Source organism: Mesorhizobium sp. SARCC-RB16n, assembly GCF_008520305.1.
Taxonomy (GTDB): domain Bacteria; phylum Pseudomonadota; class Alphaproteobacteria; order Rhizobiales; family Rhizobiaceae; genus Mesorhizobium.
Window position 1 is genome coordinate 52,351 of the sequence record NZ_ML703254.1, and the last position, 15,277, is coordinate 67,627.

At 60.5% G+C, this 15,277-nt stretch carries 24 protein-coding genes and 1 pseudogene; 13 read left to right on the forward strand and 12 right to left on the reverse strand.

Going from position 1 to position 15,277, the window contains the following annotated elements:
• Positions 1-14: 14 nt before the first annotated feature.
• The 3 genes from C7I87_RS02290 to C7I87_RS02300 all read left to right on the forward strand — a co-directional run bounded on the left by C7I87_RS02290 (position 15) and on the right by C7I87_RS02300 (position 1,460).
• Positions 15-320 (forward strand): hypothetical protein, encoded by a 306-nt coding sequence (locus C7I87_RS02290; RefSeq protein WP_246696146.1) that lies wholly within the window; start codon positions 15-17, stop codon positions 318-320.
• A gap of 91 nt (positions 321-411) precedes the next feature.
• Positions 412-990 (forward strand): helix-turn-helix domain-containing protein, encoded by a 579-nt coding sequence (locus C7I87_RS02295; RefSeq protein ID WP_246696147.1) that lies wholly within the window; start codon positions 412-414, stop codon positions 988-990.
• A gap of 215 nt (positions 991-1,205) precedes the next feature.
• A complete protein-coding gene (locus C7I87_RS02300; RefSeq protein WP_149902676.1) occupies positions 1,206-1,460 on the forward strand; it encodes a WGR domain-containing protein in 255 nt (84 codons plus the stop codon).
• Positions 1,461-1,513: 53 nt separating this feature from the next.
• Here the strand turns inward: C7I87_RS02300 and C7I87_RS02305 are convergent, their stop codons facing one another.
• The 3 genes from C7I87_RS02305 to C7I87_RS35545 all read right to left on the reverse strand — a co-directional run bounded on the left by C7I87_RS02305 (position 1,514) and on the right by C7I87_RS35545 (position 2,637).
• Positions 1,514-1,840: a hypothetical protein gene (locus tag C7I87_RS02305; protein ID WP_149902677.1), complete on the reverse strand. Its 327-nt coding sequence runs from the start codon at positions 1,838-1,840 to the stop codon at positions 1,514-1,516.
• 68 nt (positions 1,841-1,908) lie between these two features.
• A complete protein-coding gene (locus C7I87_RS02310) occupies positions 1,909-2,232 on the reverse strand; it encodes a DUF736 domain-containing protein (protein WP_149902678.1) in 324 nt (107 codons plus the stop codon).
• 96 nt (positions 2,233-2,328) lie between these two features.
• Positions 2,329-2,637 carry a hypothetical protein gene (locus C7I87_RS35545; RefSeq protein ID WP_210250611.1) on the reverse strand — a complete coding sequence of 103 codons (309 nt, stop codon included), beginning with the start codon at positions 2,635-2,637 and terminating at the stop codon, positions 2,329-2,331.
• Positions 2,638-3,057: 420 nt separating this feature from the next.
• On the opposite strand from C7I87_RS35545, the gene C7I87_RS35060 reads away from it, so the two are divergent.
• Genes C7I87_RS35060 through C7I87_RS02325 form a run of 3 tightly spaced genes read left to right on the forward strand, consistent with a single transcriptional unit; the run spans position 3,058 to position 3,803 of the window.
• On the forward strand, positions 3,058-3,273 hold the full coding sequence (locus C7I87_RS35060) for a hypothetical protein (protein ID WP_188393694.1): 216 nt from the start codon (positions 3,058-3,060) through the stop codon (positions 3,271-3,273).
• Positions 3,274-3,320: 47 nt separating this feature from the next.
• Positions 3,321-3,509: a hypothetical protein gene (locus tag C7I87_RS02320; protein ID WP_149902679.1), complete on the forward strand. Its 189-nt coding sequence runs from the start codon at positions 3,321-3,323 to the stop codon at positions 3,507-3,509.
• Between the two features lie 6 nt (positions 3,510-3,515).
• The gene (locus C7I87_RS02325) at positions 3,516-3,803 is read left to right on the forward strand and encodes a hypothetical protein (RefSeq protein ID WP_188393695.1); all 288 of its coding nucleotides are present in this window, start codon (positions 3,516-3,518) and stop codon (positions 3,801-3,803) included.
• On the opposite strand, the gene C7I87_RS02330 is transcribed toward C7I87_RS02325, so the two are convergent.
• Positions 3,757-4,476 carry an SOS response-associated peptidase gene (locus tag C7I87_RS02330; protein ID WP_149902680.1) on the reverse strand — a complete coding sequence of 240 codons (720 nt, stop codon included), beginning with the start codon at positions 4,474-4,476 and terminating at the stop codon, positions 3,757-3,759. The two genes, C7I87_RS02325 and C7I87_RS02330, sit on opposite strands and share 47 nt — an antisense overlap.
• 73 nt (positions 4,477-4,549) lie before the next feature.
• Positions 4,550-4,771 carry a DUF768 domain-containing protein gene (locus tag C7I87_RS02335; protein WP_149902681.1) on the reverse strand — a complete coding sequence of 74 codons (222 nt, stop codon included), beginning with the start codon at positions 4,769-4,771 and terminating at the stop codon, positions 4,550-4,552.
• Between the two features lie 97 nt (positions 4,772-4,868).
• Here C7I87_RS02335 and C7I87_RS02340 point away from each other — a divergent pair, with 97 nt between their 5' ends.
• Positions 4,869-5,111: a DUF6894 family protein gene (locus tag C7I87_RS02340; RefSeq protein ID WP_149902682.1), complete on the forward strand. Its 243-nt coding sequence runs from the start codon at positions 4,869-4,871 to the stop codon at positions 5,109-5,111.
• A 5-nt stretch (positions 5,112-5,116) separates the two neighbouring features.
• Here C7I87_RS02340 and C7I87_RS02345 read toward each other — a convergent pair whose 3' ends face one another.
• Complete coding sequence (locus tag C7I87_RS02345) at positions 5,117-5,995, reverse strand: ATP-dependent DNA ligase (protein WP_149902683.1); 879 nt, start codon at positions 5,993-5,995, stop codon at positions 5,117-5,119.
• Between the two features lie 189 nt (positions 5,996-6,184).
• Between C7I87_RS02345 and C7I87_RS36680 the strand changes: the two genes are divergently transcribed.
• The 3 genes from C7I87_RS36680 to C7I87_RS35065 all read left to right on the forward strand — a co-directional run bounded on the left by C7I87_RS36680 (position 6,185) and on the right by C7I87_RS35065 (position 9,367).
• Positions 6,185-6,364 (forward strand): hypothetical protein, encoded by a 180-nt coding sequence (locus C7I87_RS36680; protein ID WP_373424606.1) that lies wholly within the window; start codon positions 6,185-6,187, stop codon positions 6,362-6,364.
• Between the two features lie 456 nt (positions 6,365-6,820).
• Positions 6,821-7,114 (forward strand): hypothetical protein, encoded by a 294-nt coding sequence (locus C7I87_RS02355; protein ID WP_246696148.1) that lies wholly within the window; start codon positions 6,821-6,823, stop codon positions 7,112-7,114.
• 2,082 nt (positions 7,115-9,196) lie between these two features.
• Positions 9,197-9,367 carry a hypothetical protein gene (locus C7I87_RS35065; protein ID WP_188393696.1) on the forward strand — a complete coding sequence of 57 codons (171 nt, stop codon included), beginning with the start codon at positions 9,197-9,199 and terminating at the stop codon, positions 9,365-9,367.
• Positions 9,368-9,376: 9 nt separating this feature from the next.
• Here C7I87_RS35065 and C7I87_RS02365 read toward each other — a convergent pair whose 3' ends face one another.
• Both C7I87_RS02365 and C7I87_RS02370 read right to left on the reverse strand, forming a co-directional pair.
• Positions 9,377-9,646 carry a hypothetical protein gene (locus tag C7I87_RS02365; RefSeq protein WP_149902684.1) on the reverse strand — a complete coding sequence of 90 codons (270 nt, stop codon included), beginning with the start codon at positions 9,644-9,646 and terminating at the stop codon, positions 9,377-9,379.
• Between the two features lie 290 nt (positions 9,647-9,936).
• Complete coding sequence (locus C7I87_RS02370; protein WP_149902685.1) at positions 9,937-10,827, reverse strand: ATP-dependent DNA ligase; 891 nt, start codon at positions 10,825-10,827, stop codon at positions 9,937-9,939.
• An 83-nt stretch (positions 10,828-10,910) separates the two neighbouring features.
• Between C7I87_RS02370 and C7I87_RS02375 the strand changes: the two genes are divergently transcribed.
• Together C7I87_RS02375 and C7I87_RS02380 are read left to right on the forward strand one after the other, a co-directional pair.
• The gene (locus C7I87_RS02375) at positions 10,911-11,129 is read left to right on the forward strand and encodes a hypothetical protein (RefSeq protein ID WP_149902686.1); all 219 of its coding nucleotides are present in this window, start codon (positions 10,911-10,913) and stop codon (positions 11,127-11,129) included.
• Between the two features lie 395 nt (positions 11,130-11,524).
• Positions 11,525-11,893: a hypothetical protein gene (locus tag C7I87_RS02380; protein ID WP_149902687.1), complete on the forward strand. Its 369-nt coding sequence runs from the start codon at positions 11,525-11,527 to the stop codon at positions 11,891-11,893.
• A gap of 42 nt (positions 11,894-11,935) precedes the next feature.
• On the opposite strand, the gene C7I87_RS02385 is transcribed toward C7I87_RS02380, so the two are convergent.
• Together C7I87_RS02385 and C7I87_RS02390 are read right to left on the reverse strand one after the other, a co-directional pair.
• On the reverse strand, positions 11,936-12,373 hold the full coding sequence (locus tag C7I87_RS02385; RefSeq protein ID WP_246696149.1) for a response regulator: 438 nt from the start codon (positions 12,371-12,373) through the stop codon (positions 11,936-11,938).
• Between the two features lie 345 nt (positions 12,374-12,718).
• Positions 12,719-12,938 (reverse strand): annotated as a pseudogene (locus C7I87_RS02390) (hypothetical protein).
• 664 nt (positions 12,939-13,602) lie between these two features.
• Between C7I87_RS02390 and C7I87_RS02395 the strand changes: the two are divergent.
• Positions 13,603-14,073, forward strand: a complete 471-nt coding sequence (locus C7I87_RS02395) for a hypothetical protein (protein WP_149902688.1) — start codon at positions 13,603-13,605, stop codon at positions 14,071-14,073.
• Between the two features lie 260 nt (positions 14,074-14,333).
• Here the strand turns inward: C7I87_RS02395 and C7I87_RS02400 are convergent, their stop codons facing one another.
• Complete coding sequence (locus C7I87_RS02400) at positions 14,334-14,624, reverse strand: hypothetical protein (RefSeq protein ID WP_149902689.1); 291 nt, start codon at positions 14,622-14,624, stop codon at positions 14,334-14,336.
• A gap of 25 nt (positions 14,625-14,649) precedes the next feature.
• A complete protein-coding gene (locus C7I87_RS02405) occupies positions 14,650-15,276 on the reverse strand; it encodes a hypothetical protein (protein ID WP_149902690.1) in 627 nt (208 codons plus the stop codon).
• Position 15,277 lies beyond the last annotated feature (1 nt).

Sequence of the window (15,277 nt, forward strand, 5' to 3'; positions counted from 1 at the left end):
CGCTCGATGAGTTCGTGACCGCTCCCAAAAAGAAGGTCGCTGTCGACGTGCCGGACGCGCACGCGCCTGAGACAGATGCGAGGCTGCCGGCGCCTCCGGCCAACAAGGCGGATGCCGATATCAGTGTCCGTCAGGAGGCGAGAAAGGCGCTGCGGCGGGTGAAACGGGAGCGCGTGAAAGGGGAGAGCTTTTTCGTCAATGTGAGCCTTGATCGGCGGACCAAGCGCCGGCTGAAGCTGGCATCGTTCAATGCGGAGACATCGATGCAGGCGATCATCGAGGCGGCGGTCGTCAAATATCTCGACGAGATTGGCGCTTGATAGGCCGATCGGGTTCCAGGTTCCAGGCTCCCGGCTCGCTGTCCAAGGACATTTGATCGGAGGGCCTGTTTGCTGCTAGGCTGATGTCAAATTGGTCCTGATTTCACAGTGGAAGGACCAATGGGGAGAAGACACGCGTCATAGCGAGGTGTTTTCACGGCAACAGGAGCGGGCCAAAGCCTTCGCCATGGCGATCAAGGACGTCCAGAAATATATCGACGAATGTGGGCTCGTCGAAACGAGCGACGAAGAATCGGAGAAACCGATCTATCGAAAGCCAGGTTTCGAGGGCATTCGAAGCTTCCGCGAGATGGAGCAGATATTCAGCCAGTTCATCCGCGAGCATCGCGACACAAAGCGGCTCAATCGCGCCCAGGTCGGCATGATGGTCGGACTGCATGAGACGATTTTCGCGCGCTATGAGCGGGCGTTTTCGAAGCTGCATGCGACGCGGCTGATCCACCTTTGCGAAATCCTCGACTGTTCGCCGGTGGAGATGATCCACGCCGCCGCCCCGCATTTATTCGGCGAAAGCCGAAAGGAGGCCGACGACAAGCTGAAGCTCGTGCTGCGCATTCTGGACATGCCCGCCTCGACGGCATCCAGCCTGCTCAGCATGATCGAAGGTCTGGTGGGGGAAGACAGAAGCTCCGAGCAGCCATCGAGGTAGCGGGCAAAGACGCCGACTGGCGCGGCGAGAGGGATCGTCGCCGGCGGCCGAGAGGGCGAAGCCGGCTCCGGGAGCGGCGGCACGCCGTAAGTTGAGCCCGACCGCCAAGGTGCCTTTCCCAAAGCTAACCACGCATCAGAATCGTGAATCGATGAAGCCGGACTGATTCATCGAACTCGTTGGACGAGATGGATATAAGTGGCGAATGTCGTGTCATGCCGACAGATGCCGCGACGACACGTCTCCACCGCATCGATCCCGCGTGCAACATGGCACGGTACTATAGCTTGTCGACAACGCCGAGCCTATTTGGCGACATCTGTGTTGTACGGGAGTGGGGGAGGATCGGCCGGCCGGGCCGTATCCGTATCGACCTCTACGGGGAAGCAGAGGAGGCTCACGCGGCTCGGTTGGTGATCGAGCACGTCAAGCGGCGACGCGGCTATCGTGATGTGTCAGGGAATGGCTGACGATCGGGACATCATCGGCGCGACTGCAAAACGCCTGCCCTCCTGTCCAGTGATTATTCGAAGTGCGGCTTTCGCAGAGGTTCGCCGAGACAGCCGCCGTGGCGTGGCCGGCCGGCGTGTTTCGCCTTGTCGGCCGCGAGTTGCGCGGCGACTTCCTCGGCAATCGGCGCGAAGTCGTACCCTTTGGCAAAGGCTGCTGCGTGCAGGGCGACAATCGTGTCGAAGTCCCGCTCGTATGTGCCGAGCCACAGCGCCGGTTCGTCGGTCTCTTCGTGGGGGAACGCCTGCAGGAAATAGGTTTGCAGCGGCGGGTCGTACCCGATGATGGCCTCGGGGTCCGAGCGGCCGCGTCCGGTGACGGTGATGGTATAGCGGCTCATCATAGCCTCCTTGTTCCGGAAAGTGAGGTGAAGGGGCCGGCCCTTTCGACGCCGGCCCCTCGTGGCTGTCACTGCGGGTTGTTCCAGAGGATGACCTTCTTGTTCTCCTCGCCGCCCGGGGCGGGAGCGAGATTGCCGAAGATGACGCCGATCTCGGGAGCTTCCAGTTTGACCGAGAGGTACTCCTCGCCCGAACGCTGGGAGACGCGGTGCCAGCCGGCTCCGATCTCGAAGCCTGTGCGCTTGTTGACGATCCGGTAGTCGGGGGCGTCCTCGCGCGACTTGTTGGGGTTGGGGATGAGGGTGATCGGAGCGTTGACCCGGAGCGTGGCGAAGACGCCTTCCATCGAGCCGTCCGCCTTGGTGGTGAGGTTTGCGATCGTGGTGGCCATGGTAGTTCTCCTTCGGTTGCATCGGGACCATTCCCGATGGCGCCAAAGGAGAGGGCCGTCCTGCTGCGGTCATCGCGACGAAAATTCCGGAAAATTCTATTTGCCGAAAAAAGTGCGGGCAGGCCCTTCGCCTGCCCGCTGATAAAACAGGAATCGAATTTTCCTGAATTTTCGCCGCGTGTACCCCCAGCGGGGGTTGACCGCACAAAGCAGGCGGTCGTCTACAAAGGCGACATGAAACGGGAATGGCCCCGGATGCAGCAGATGGACAAGAACCCAGGCCGCCATCGCAGGCTGCCCACTCAACCCTGCCGGATCGCAGGAACATGCTTGCCCCGCCAGGTCATGTCGCCGCAATACCTCGAATAGCAGCACGGCGCGTGAACCGCCTTGCGTGCCCGCCATGGCAGGACCGCGTTTCGAGATCGAAGCCGGATGGTAGCGAACCTCACAAACAGGCAGTGGCGATGCCTCGCGGCCAAGTTGGATGACCTTGCAAGACCGCATGTTCGGTACGTTGCACCTGCTTCAGATAAAGACGGATGAGGATGATCATCTTCACACGCCCCGCTGCCTCGAGTGGACCGGCGTCGAAAGGGCCGGCCCCGGACGTTCACAGCATAGTTGAGGCGCGCGGCTCACGCATATCGGATCGGGCCTGCCGGTGGACCGCGTGGACATCATCCTGGCAACGCCCAGACGCTCATCCGGTGTCATGCGGGCCGCGAGCCGATCATTCTCCCCGGAACCGTTCCGTATACCAGGTGATCTTACCTCAACCTTCATCGGCCTGTGAATCATCAGGCTCTTGGGAAGGTGCTCGGGATGAAACTCCAGCAGCGTGATCTTCACTTGCGGCTTACACCGGTTACAGTCGAATTTCAGCTTCAGCGGGTCGACGCCGCCTCCATAGACCATCATCAGATCAGCCGATCTGCAGTAGCGGACATTCCCGCAACTGCATTCCACCTTCACAAGCATGTTGTGCCGGGTCGCCTTTCCCAGGGTGTCGATCGGATCGTGCGCCATGAGAACGAATAAGGAACAAATTTCTTGCCCGTCAAGACGTCTTGTGGAATCTATCCAGCATGAGCGACGAACCTACCAAGCTTGCCGACGGCATGACGTCGGTATCGCGCCAGCGCGCCACAGTGCTGGGTCACGTCTGCGAGCGCAAGGGATGCATCAGGTATGCAGGCTTCGGTTTTGCCCGGCCGGGCCAGGAACCGCACTGGTTCTGTTTCGAGCATCGCGGCGATGGCGAGCGGTATTTGTGAGGTACGATGGCTGAGAAAGCGAATGATGAAATGCTGCCGCCGGTGCGCGGATGCACGCTCGACGTGGATGACAAGGATATGCCGAGGTCGTGCCTGGTAGGACTGTTGACCGAAGAGGGCACCAAATCCTTTACACTGAACGAGCATGGCGCACGCACCATGATGCTTGCGCTGCAGACGTTTCTCGACCTTGTCGCCGCCAACAAGACAGAAAACCTGTCGACCGCGCGCAATCGAACTGAGCCGATCAGACGTCGAACAAGTCTGAAGGCCCCAGCCCGATCTCGTCGATGATGTCGGGCGTGTTGTTTCGTGGCGAACCGACCTTGCTGTCGATCGGCCACATCTTCATCAGGTCGGACGGGAACGGCTTCATCAGGTCGCGCGGATCCTGCTCCGGTCCAAGCCAGCGCATGTAGTCGGCCGGCGCCAGGATGACCGGCATGCGGTCGTGGATGGTCGCCATCAGTTCGTTCGGCTCACAGGTGGCAATGGCAAAGGTCCGGATCAATTCGCCCGTCACCTTGTCGGAGTATTCCTCCCAGATCCCGGCCATGGCAAAGGGCTCGCCGGATTTCATGGCGACGGCATAGGGCTGTTTCTTCTTCCCCGAGGCGTCGAGCTTCTGCCATTCGAAATAACCGTCCACAGGCACAAGGCAACGGCGCGCCGCATAGGCCTTCTTGAACATGCCATTGCTGGCAATCGTCTCGCATCGCGCATTGACCGGAGGCGGCCGGCCGCCGCCCTCCCTCGCCCAACCAGGTACGAGACCCCAACGGGCGGAGACAAAGCCGGCCATGCTGGTCGACAGCTCTTCACGGATAACGATCGGATAAGTCAGGCTCGGCGCGCCATTCCAGAGCGGAAAGCTGTTGCCCAGGCGCTCGACTTCGCCAGGATGGGCGAACTCAAACCTCCGCATCATGTCAGGGATTGTGGTCTTTACGAAAACGCGTCCGCACATTTCGGAGCCGGCCTCGTCACGTCGGGGAAGATCAAAATGGGAACACAATGGGAACGAGTCAAGGCAATCATTCTCACTCCGGCAGACCCGGATCGAAGTGCCCAATCGCATCGAGGATGGTGCGATAAAGGCTGTCCACCTCCTCATCGATCTCGACCCGCTTTTTGCCGAGCGACTTGGCATCGGCAATGAGCTTGTCGGTCAATTCATCAACCGAGATGACATCCGCCTTGGCTGTTTCGGGAACGTTGTTGGCAATCCATTGGTCCAGAAAATTGATGCCGCGTGCGCTCATCAATCAACAATCTGCCAACGAATATTAGGTTCCGCTTGCGCTGCAAGCCGCTGGAATCGTGGGGAACAAAAGACAAGAACGCAGGTTCGTCTAGGCTATGCCGCTTTACTTCTTCGATACAATCGAGAATGGCCAGATCACCCGCGACGATCTGGGCGTAGACATGAGCCCGGCCGACATGCGCCGGGAGGCGAAGCGCCTGCTGCCTTCACTCGTGATAGAGCATTCTCTGCCGGCCGACCTCAATGACTTTGCGGTATGGGTCCGTGACGACACCGGGCGTTGCGTCTATGAGGCTAGCCTAACGCTGGTCACAAGGTCGCTGTCTGCGCCAGCGTAACCCTTTCAGTCAGACGACGGCAGCGGTTCCTCATCTCTGAAATCCTGCAGCGAGGCGTGGCGCAAATCCTCGTCGCCGCGCAAGTGCTTCACGCGCCCGATGATACCGGGCTTCACCCATAGCGTCGCCGGCCGTTTCATGCCCCTGGGCGCCGGACCGGCGTGCTCTTGGACGCGCTTCCATAGCCGTTCTCGGATGGCATGGCTCGAGTTGATGAAGGCCGAGCCGACATACTGCCCCGTCGTCCGATCGGCCATAAGGGCAAAAGCCGGCTTCCCGGGCTCCCGCTCGACGCCTAGCAGTTCGTATTCCTCGACCGTGTAGCACTTCGCCTTCAGCCAGTTGGTCGACGGGCCGCTGCGGTATTTGCTGTCGCGGCGCTTTGACACCATGCCCTCCAGGCCAGCCTGTTCGGCAAGGTGGAAGATGGCGCTCGCCTCCCCGGGTAGCGCCTGGCTGAATTGGATGCGCTGTTCCTCGGGGATCATCTCGGTAAGGACCTCGCGTCGGTCTTCCAGCGGCATGTCGCGCAGATCGTGGCCGTTGACGTGGAGGAGATCAAACGCAACGAAATACAAGTCATGCTGCCGGCTGGTGATGGCCTTGCGCAGGGCACCGAAGTCCGACAGGCCTGCGTCGTTTAACACGATGATCTCGCCGTCTATGATGGCGCTCTCGACATCGAGGCCAGCGGCGGCTTTGGCGAGATCTCGGTATTTGTCCGTCCAGTCGAGACCGCGACGCGTGAAGATCCGCACGCCGGTCTCATCCTTGATGATCTGCGAGCGGTAGCCATCGAACTTGATCTCGTGAATCCAGCCTGCTCCCTCGGGAGGCTTCTCAACCAAGGTCGGCAACAGAGGAGCGACAAACTTCAAACGCATGCACGAGACTCGCGGAGCCGCGATTCAATTAGCATGCCCTTAATTAGTTCCGGAAAAATTTAACGGTTCGTTGACCGCGCTGTCCTAATTTGGAACAGCGCGGTCAAACCCAACCGGACTGCGCGGGCGGCTCCGGCATAACACCCGCCGCAAAGTCGGAGCCGCCACCCTACCTTCTAAATACCAGCAATGGTTGAATCAACAGTTACCGAACGTGCCTTCCGGTACGTCGTCCAGGTCGTTAGACTTGTCTCAATCCGCCAAGCCCGTATCATGATGAACGATCGCATCCAGGATCGCTTCATAGACGCTGCCGGTGTCTTCCTCGATCTCGTCACTGCCGATTCCGACCACTTTGGCGCCGGCTAGACTAAAAGCTTCTGGGTCAACTCTGCGAGATAAATCAGCCCGACCGTCTTGGGAACGTTGTTGCCTATCCACCGGTCCAAGAAGTTTATGCCGCGCGTGCTCATTGCCAGGCCTCCGAAAAGTGATGGCCCGCGCCTGCCCAACCCTTGGGCGCGCGCCGACCGAGTTTTGGAGGGAACTTGGTCAGCGGCAGTCAACACCGGCTGCCGGCGATTCAGTTAGCACTCGCTAGAATAGTTCCGAAGCTTCAAACTACGGCGCAACAAACCACGGTGCGCCACGTTGCCCACCACACCATCGGAATGAGGCGACGATGACGAAGTACCAGGTGGAAGAGATTTACGGCGACACGGTGGTTTCATCGGGCACCGTCGTGGAGAACGATCCCATGAAAGCGCCGAAGCGACGGCGGGACAAAGGGTCTCGCCGCGGGCACTACAGGATCATTGGTTCCGGGTGGTCGATGAAGATCAAGCTGCCGTATACGAGTACAGCTTGGTCGGACCCGACGAGCGGGTAGACCTCTTGGAATTGACGAAGTTATCCGACCTCGGTCCGCCGATCCCTGGCAAGGTGCATGGACCTGAACTCGCCAAGGAGCAGGATCATTTCTACAATTGTCCCGAATGCGGTCAGCCGGTTGATCAACGAGATTTTCGTCAGGTGTTCTGGCATGAAGAACCCGGCCATGCGCCGCTGGATCCGCAAGATGGCGCAACGATCCTTTTATTCCCAGGGCTGCGGAAATAACTCCCCTGTGCAGCCGGGGGAAAAAGCCGCTGGTGGACAAGCCGACATGAGTTGCGCGGGACGAATTCGCGTTCCGTGAAGAGCAGCATCGGCAGCTCACGATCACGCCGCTTGACGCCCATTCGTCAGGCGCTACGTTTGCCACCCGGCGGACCTATCGGACGCCACCGGCCGGCGCTCATTCTAAACCCCGAAGTCCCCCCGCCTACTGAGCTCCGGCCGACCTTAAAGGCGGCCGTTCTCGGTATCAACCGACGTTTGAATCGTTCTGAGTGCTGCTAAATAGGGCAATTAAAATCTGGCTGTTGGAGGCCGCTATGACGGAGGGCCGTCCAGACCTCGCGCGGGCGGTGGTTGACGCCAGTTTCCTGTCTCAGCACCGCTCCAGGGCCTACATTACCTCAATTCGTGCTGACATAGCTCAAATCCGCCGGGCAATCGCCGCGTCTCACGAGCTTCTGAAGCGGCATCGCCAGCCCAAGCTAGACGAGGCGCTCAGAGATGAGCGGCACCTGTGTCCGCGTTCCATGCAGAAATTGTCCAGTCTGTGTTTCGAACCTTGGTGACGGAAACTAACGTGCCCCCATGTGAATGGCGCAACCTGGCTAGGAGCCTCATCTTGGAGCTTACCGGGTGCGAGCGCGTCGACGCTGCCTTGGTGGATTGGGATCATCAGGAGGTAAGGGGGGCCGCCATGGGGTGGCGGGGAAGCGGGCCCCGCCAGGGGGAGCCCGACCAGCAGCGGCGAGCTGCCCTCTTTCAAACCTGCCGAACATTCAAGTTCCCACATCGCGCACAAAAAGCCCGCCGGCCGGAGCCAGCGGGCAGCTGACAGAAGTGGAGGGGGCCGCCGGGACTAAGCGGCCGGCTCACGAACCTTTGTCTGTGACACATGTTCCAGCTGGCAATAAAAAAAACCCGCCACTGAGGGGACGGTGGCGGATTCTGTTTGAAAGCTGATCTCAGCTCTCTTGCGCCTCTAACTGAGGGGGAGGTGTTATGGGCGCCAGGGAATGAACTAGGGCCAACAGAAAGTGTTCCAGACGGAAACAAAAAGGGCCGCCGGCGGGAGCCAGCAGGCAGCTGACAGAGTGGAGGGACGCCCGGAGTGAGGCGTCCGGCTCAGAATCTTTGTCTGTGGATATTGAGGCCCGCGCCCCACCCAACAAAGGGGCGCGGGCCGGCCAGCGTCGCGAAAAGACCCAGACGCGCCGCCGCCTTGGCCCGAACTTGCGACTGGTCGAGCTGTTCCCGACAGAACACTAAAAAAGCCCGCCGGCCGGAGCCAGCGGGCAGCTGACCGAAGGAGAGAGCCGTCCAGGGAAGGCGGCCCGCTCCCGAACACTTGGCTGTGACACATGTTCCAGCCGGATAAAAAACCCGCCAGGGCGGGGCCCCCGGCGGGCAAGGCTTCTGGAGTACAGGCGCCCAGTCAGCATAGTTCAACGCCGGACGGAGCAGTTGGTTGCCATTGGGAGGCCCGCGAAGCGCAGCTGCGGCTGAAACCCAAAAAAGATCCCCACCGGCCGAAGCCGATGGGGAGACTGGAAATGATGAGAAGAATGCTGGCCGGCAGGCGCAGCCGGTGCCGCGACCGGAGGAAGCTTCGCGGTGCTTGCCGCGATCGCTGCGGTGTTGGCATCGATGATCTCGGCGACGGCGTTGAGTACTTCCTCGCTGTCACCTGGGGTGGCGCTTCCGATGCCGGCGGCTACAGTTGCCTAAACAGCGGTGGTGTTCGCAGGGACGTCAGCGGTCTGAGCGGCGGCCGAGGCGTTCAGACGGTTCCAAAGCTGTGGGGGTCCTTCGAGCAGCGAATACAACAGCTCGTGAGTGTGCTGGAGCATCCGTTTCAGTTCTTGGTTGGAGCTCATTTGGGTTCGCTCCGGGATCGGGGGGTTACTCAGGGGGAACGCTTACTGGTACGGTCTTCGGACAAGGGGAAGAGACCCCGCGCTGGTGCAGTTGGCGGTCCTAGCCATCGGCCCGAATAGGGCGTAGGCTTCTGTGGTCGTCCGTGCACAACCGGCAATCGGACGCTTGAAAGAGAACACCAGGCTTTCGCCCAACGGGAGGAAAGCCATGTCCGACGAGCGAGATTGCGAGCTTCACGCCGCCAAGGAAAAGCACGCCAGCTGGCTTGTAGCCAAAACGGGCATCACCCATAGCCAGGCTCGCGAGCTTATCGATTTGCTTGGCGTTGGCAGTCTGTCATCGCTGGTGCGCGAAGCGCTCCTGCTCACGAAAAAGTAGCCGAATGGATCAGGGCTGCTGGGGCAGAGAGCTTGCTTCAGCTCGCTTCTGCGGGGAGATGGCGTCGATCTTCTGAGAAAGCACCTCGACCTTGGTTGACAGGCCGTGGACGCGGTCGCGCATGCCATCGATTTTGGTGCCGAGCATCTGGAGGTATTGGTCCATCCGCAGGTTGGTCTGCGTCAAGCCGCGCTCGACGACATTCATCCGGAAGGAAGGGTCGACAAAAGTTGAAGTTGCTGGCGGATGTCTTCCGAGTTTTTGTCGGAGGCCGTTCATGTTTGCGCCAGCGGTTGCCGTGGGTGCCGATCGACCAAAGCCATTTCCCGGCACTTGGCGGATGCTGCTGGCCCCGAATGCGGCCGATGCTGTCAGAGCCCAGGAAGTTTGCCGAGAAGTCATACGGCGCGGTCTGCCCGCCAATGACGGTGCGCCCCCAATCAAGCCAGAGGCGCGCACCGCGCTCGCGGACCGCCCTCCCAGCCTCCACGATGGTGGCGAAGGTTCCGATCACGTCGTCGCCGTCGTGCACCTCAAAAGCTCCGTCAACTTCACGGACCTTCAATCGATCAGACGGCATCGTCCTTTTCCCGCATATCCTGCACCGAAGCGTGGCGCAGCTTCGATTCGCCGCGAAGGTACCGCACGCTGGCCGTGATGCCAGGGCCTACCCATTCAACGTCGTCGACAACGGCAGTGGGAACGCCGGGTGGTTGCCGAGCTCTCGCCTGTTCCACGCGCCGCCATAGCCGTTCCTTGATGGAGCGGTTTACCGCGATCGCTGCCTTGCCGACATACTTCCCATCCTTCGCGAACAGGCCCTCGGTGATCTTCCCCGGCTCGCGCTTGATACCCAAGAGTTCGAAATCGGCCACGTCCCAGCATTTCGTCTTGACCCAGTAATCAGTCTTGCCGCTGTGGTAGGCCGCGCTCTGCCGCTTCGAGACGATGCCTTCCAGCCCCATCTTGTCGGTCGCCGCGTAGAATTCGGCGCCATTTCCCGCGACATGCTGGCTGTATTGGATCATGCCGGTGGCCGGCTTGACCAGCTCCCACAACTGCGCCTTGCGCTCGACCGCCGGCAAGGTCCCCAGATCATGCCCGTCAAGGTGCATGATATCGAAGGCGACAAAGGCCAGCAGCTCGGCGTTCCAGGCCATACGAGAATGCATGGCGTGAAAGTTCGGCCGGCCGTCGGGCTCGGGCGCGATCATCTCGCCGTCGATGATGAAGGATTTCGCGGCGAGCTTTTCAGCGGCATCGATGACGGGCCAGTAGCGCTTCGACCAGTCGATGCCGGTCCTGGTGACGGCGCGCGCGCCGGCCCAGTCCAGGATGAGCTGCGTCCGGAAGCCATCATATTTGATCTCGTGCAGCCAATCGTCGCTGACTGGCGCTTCGAGCACCAGGATCGGTTCCTGCGGCTTAATGAACTTCAAACGCGCTGCGGCATTACTCATGCACGCTACTCCGGCCGCGATTCAAGGGCTGAGCCACGATTCAGTTCCGGAACATTTTAGCTAATTTGAATGTTCGAAAGGCTATGACAAAGCTTTCAGACCTTGGAACATCAATCCCCGGCAAGCGGCACGAAGGCGAGCCCGATGATGAGGACGAAAACTTCTATAAGTGCGAGATCTGCGGACAGCGGCTCGACGTGCGCGATCTGCGTCAGGTGATGTCGCACGAGCAGCCGAGCCATGAACCACTGGACCCGCAAGATGGCGCAACGATCCTTTTATTCCCAAGGCTGCGGAAATAACTCCCCTGTGCAGCACCCATAAACCCGCAAGACACACGGAAGAAGCCGCTGGTGGACAAGCCGCGTGAGTGGTGCGGGGACGAGCTTTCCGTGAAGAGCAGCATCGGCAGCTCATCATCACGCCCGCTTGACGCCCATTCGTCGGGCGCTACATTGCCACGCGGCGGACCTATCGGACGCCAGCGGCCGGCGCTCATTCTAGACCCTGAAGTTCCCCCCGCCCACTGAGCGCCGGCCGACCTTTTTCGATCAGCTCCCGAGATAGGCGCACCTATCGCGCCCCAGGCCGCGGCCGGCGGAAAGGCTGCCTTTCTTGGTATGAAACCGACATTTGAATCGATCGGGGACCGGGTTTAAATAAATGTACTTTCAATCTTGGCTATTGGGAGGTAGCTATGATCGAAGTCCGCACAGACGTCGCGCGTGCGATGATCGACGCCACGTTCGTCTCTCAGCACCGCTCTATAAATGACATCGCCGCAATTCGCCGCGATCTAGACCAATCCCGCCGTGCAATCGCAGCATCACGCAACCTTCTAAAGCGGTTACGCCAGCGCAAGGCGGACGAGGCGCTCAGGGAGCCTGAGAAGTGCCGAGTGTCCGCGTTCCATGCAGAAATTGCCCAGTCTGTGTTTCGAACCTTGGTGACGGAAACTAACGTGCCCCCGTGTGAATGGCGCAACCTGGCTAGGAGCCTCATCTTCGAGCTTACCGGGTGCGAGCGCGTTGACGCTGCCTTGCTGGATTGGATCATCAGGAAGTAAGGCGCCGACCACCCGCGACATGGCTCAACAACGACTTTGTTGTCACCCACTTGGTTCGTTTGTCGAATGTTGCTGATTGAGCAGCATGGACAAGGCCGTGATGATCTGAGGTAGAGCGAACGGCTTCGTGATCATGATGCTTTCCGGGACACCCTCTGCGCCCCAATGGGTGGCGCTGTCCCCGCTGATATAGATCACCGGCATCATCGCATTCGCTTGCCGCACATGCCGGGCCACTTCCCAACCTGATTTGCCCTCACCGAGCCGGATATCAGAGATCAACGCGTTGAATGACCCAGGGTCGGCATCAAAGCTTGAGATCGCTTGCGCAGCGCTATTCGCACCCACAACTTTGAAGCCTGATTCCTCAAGCGCACCTTCGAGGTCGAGCAATATCATTGGTTCGTCATCAACGACCAGAACCAGCCCATTCATCATGAAAATTGAACCCCGTTGGCGCAGTGAACGGGCAGAGGCCATTTTAGTTCCGATTAAAAGCCGTGGGCCTGCGTCACTGGCGGCGAAGCGGGCCCGGCCAGGTTTGGGGGACCTGACCGGCAGCAGGGGAGCTGCCGCCTTTCGAACCTGCCGAGAAATGCCAAGTTCCCACATACCGACAAAAGGCCCGCCAGCCGGAGCCGGTGGGCAGCCCTTCGAAGCTGCTCAGCGCCTCCTGAACGACGGCGACGGCCCTGCCCGGCCGTCGTGCTGCCGAGCCGCGAGATGACGAACGCGCTCTTTGGACCCGCGCCGATCCACAAAGCCGAGGCGCTGGCCAAGGCGATCATTGCCACCGTCGAGAAGCTGACTACCGCCGTCAGACGGCTAGTCCGGCAAACCGGGTTCGAAATGAACTATGGCATCGAGGATGGTGGGTAGAGACTGTCGACTTCCTTATCGATCTCCGCTCGCTTGATGCCGACCTCCTTGGCATCGGCGAGGAGCTTGTCCGTGAGTTCGACAACGGAGATGACGTCCGCTTTAGTGGTCTCGGGACGTTGTTGGCGATCCATTGGTCCAGGAAGTTGACGCCGCGTGTGCTCATTCCGAGACAAGTCGCTCGGCGATATTAGGTTCCGCTCATGGGGCCTTGCGCGCTGGCGGGGTTCGCGTCCTTTGGATTGCCGCCGGCTCGCCTATCCATCGCCGCCTGCAAACGTGCAGCGGCCACAAGGATGCTGTCCGGTATCGGTGTTGGGGGACCGGCTTGGATCATGGTCGGATTAACATTTGTTAGTCCGAATGTCCCCCGCTCCGTGGGCCCGCCTCGGGATGGCGGGGGAGGCGGGCCCGGCCAGGTGGTTGGGACATCCTGACCAGCAGCACGGGGGCTGCCTCCTTTCGAACCTGCCGAGAAATACCCGGTTCCCACGTAGCGCACAAAAAGCCCGCCGGCGGAATGAGGCCCGCGCCCCATCCCAACAAAGGGGCGCGGGCCCGCCAGCGTCGCGAAAGGGCGCGCCGCCGCCTTCGCCCGAACTTGCGACTAGTCGAGCTGTTCCCGACCCGAACTAAAAAGCCCGCCGGCCGGAGCCAGCGGGCAGTTGACAGAGGGAGGGCCGCCAGGAGTAGGCGGCCGGCTCCCGAACCTTTCTCTCTGACATATGTTCCAGCCCCGGCAGAAAGCCATTGACGGCAACGCCGCCCCACATCTTGCCAGCCGATCAGACCGATGTCACTGATTGTGCTTTCATGGGCAAGGGAAAGACATGAGCCGTCTACTGGTTAGCGCCCTCGGAATCATCAACAGCATTGTCGCCCTAATATTGGTGCTGTCAGGCGCCGGATTGGGGAAGATTTTGTTAGCGGCCTACGGTCCCAATGCCCGTGGCGATATCATCGGTGGAATACTCGGCGGCGTCGTCGCTGCGATCTTCTGTGGCGGCTTGGCTGCGCTGCTGCTGATCGAGTCCCATCTGCGCCTCATAGCCAACGATGTGCGCCAGCATCAGCGTGTTGAGGCCTCGAGGGCGAAGGCGGCTAGAAATGCAGCCAAGGCAGAAGCCGCCACTGCTAAAGCGGCGGTAAAGGCCGAAGCAGCGGCTGCGAAGGCGGCAGCAAAGGCCTCGCCTGTTGCAAGGCTTGGAGCGGGAACAGCAGTCCAAACCGACATGGAATGTTTCGCTATATGCGCTGTTCGACCGTGCTTTCGTACGCGCGACCGACCACGAGGAATATAAATCCGATGAGAAACGTCAGCCCACTGCGCGCTAAGACGACGAACGACAGCAATTCATACCCTGACACTGCCGCGTTTTGACGATATATGTGACTGCCATCCTTCCCTCCTGAACCGATCCGCGCCGGCCAATCTCAATAGACCGAAAGGGGGCGGATCTTGGCAACCCGCAAGGCCTAGGCAGGTGCGTCAGCGGCTGAAATGCAAAAAGATCCCCACCGGCCGAAGCCGATGGGGAGACTGGAAATGATGAGAAGAATGCTAGGCGGCCGGCGCGGCCGGTGCCGCGACGGGAGAAAGCTTCGCGGTGGTTGCCGCGATCGCTGCGGTGTTGGCGTCGATGATGTCGGCGACGGCGTTGAGCGCTTCCTCGCTGTCAGCGGGGGTGGCGCTTCCGATGCCGGCAACTACAGCTGCCTCGGCAGCGGCGGTGTTCGCAGTGACGGCGACGGTCTGAGCGGCCGCTGAGGCGTTCAGGGTCCTTTCGAGCAGCGAATACACCAGCTCACGAGTGTGCTGGAGCATCCGTTTCAGTTCTTGGTTGGAGCTCATTTGGGTTCGCTCCGGGATCGGGGGGTTACTCAGGGGGAACGCTTACTGGTACAAATGTTTGGCACGCGGCACGGGCTGCTTGTGATGGATCATTGCTGCAGGGCAGAGAGCCGGCTTCAGCTCGCTTCTGTGGGGAAATGGCGTCGATCTTCTGAGAAAGCACCTCGACCTTGGTTGACAGGCCGTGGACGCGGTCGCGCATGCCATCGATTTTGGTGCCGAGCATCTGAAGGTATTGGTCCATCCGCAAGTTGGTCTGCGTCAAGCCCCCCTCGACGACATTCATCCGGAAAGGAAGGGTCGACAACTGTTGAAGTTGCTGGCGGATGTCTTCCGAGTTTTGTCGGAGGCCGCCATGTTTGCGCCAGCGGTTGTCGTGGGTGCCGATCGACCAAAGCCATTTCCCGGCACTTGGCGGCTGGCCCCGAATGCGGCCGATGCTGTCAGAGCCCAGGAAGCTTGCCGAGAAGTCATACGGCGCGGTCTGCCCGCCAATGACGGTGCGCCCCCAATCAAGCCAGAGGCGCGCACCGCGCTCGCGGACCGCCCTCCTAGCCTCGACGATGGTGGCGAAGGTTCCGATCACGTCGTCGCCGTCGTGCACCTCAAAAGCTCCGTCTACTTCGCGGACCCTCAATCGATCAGCCGGCATC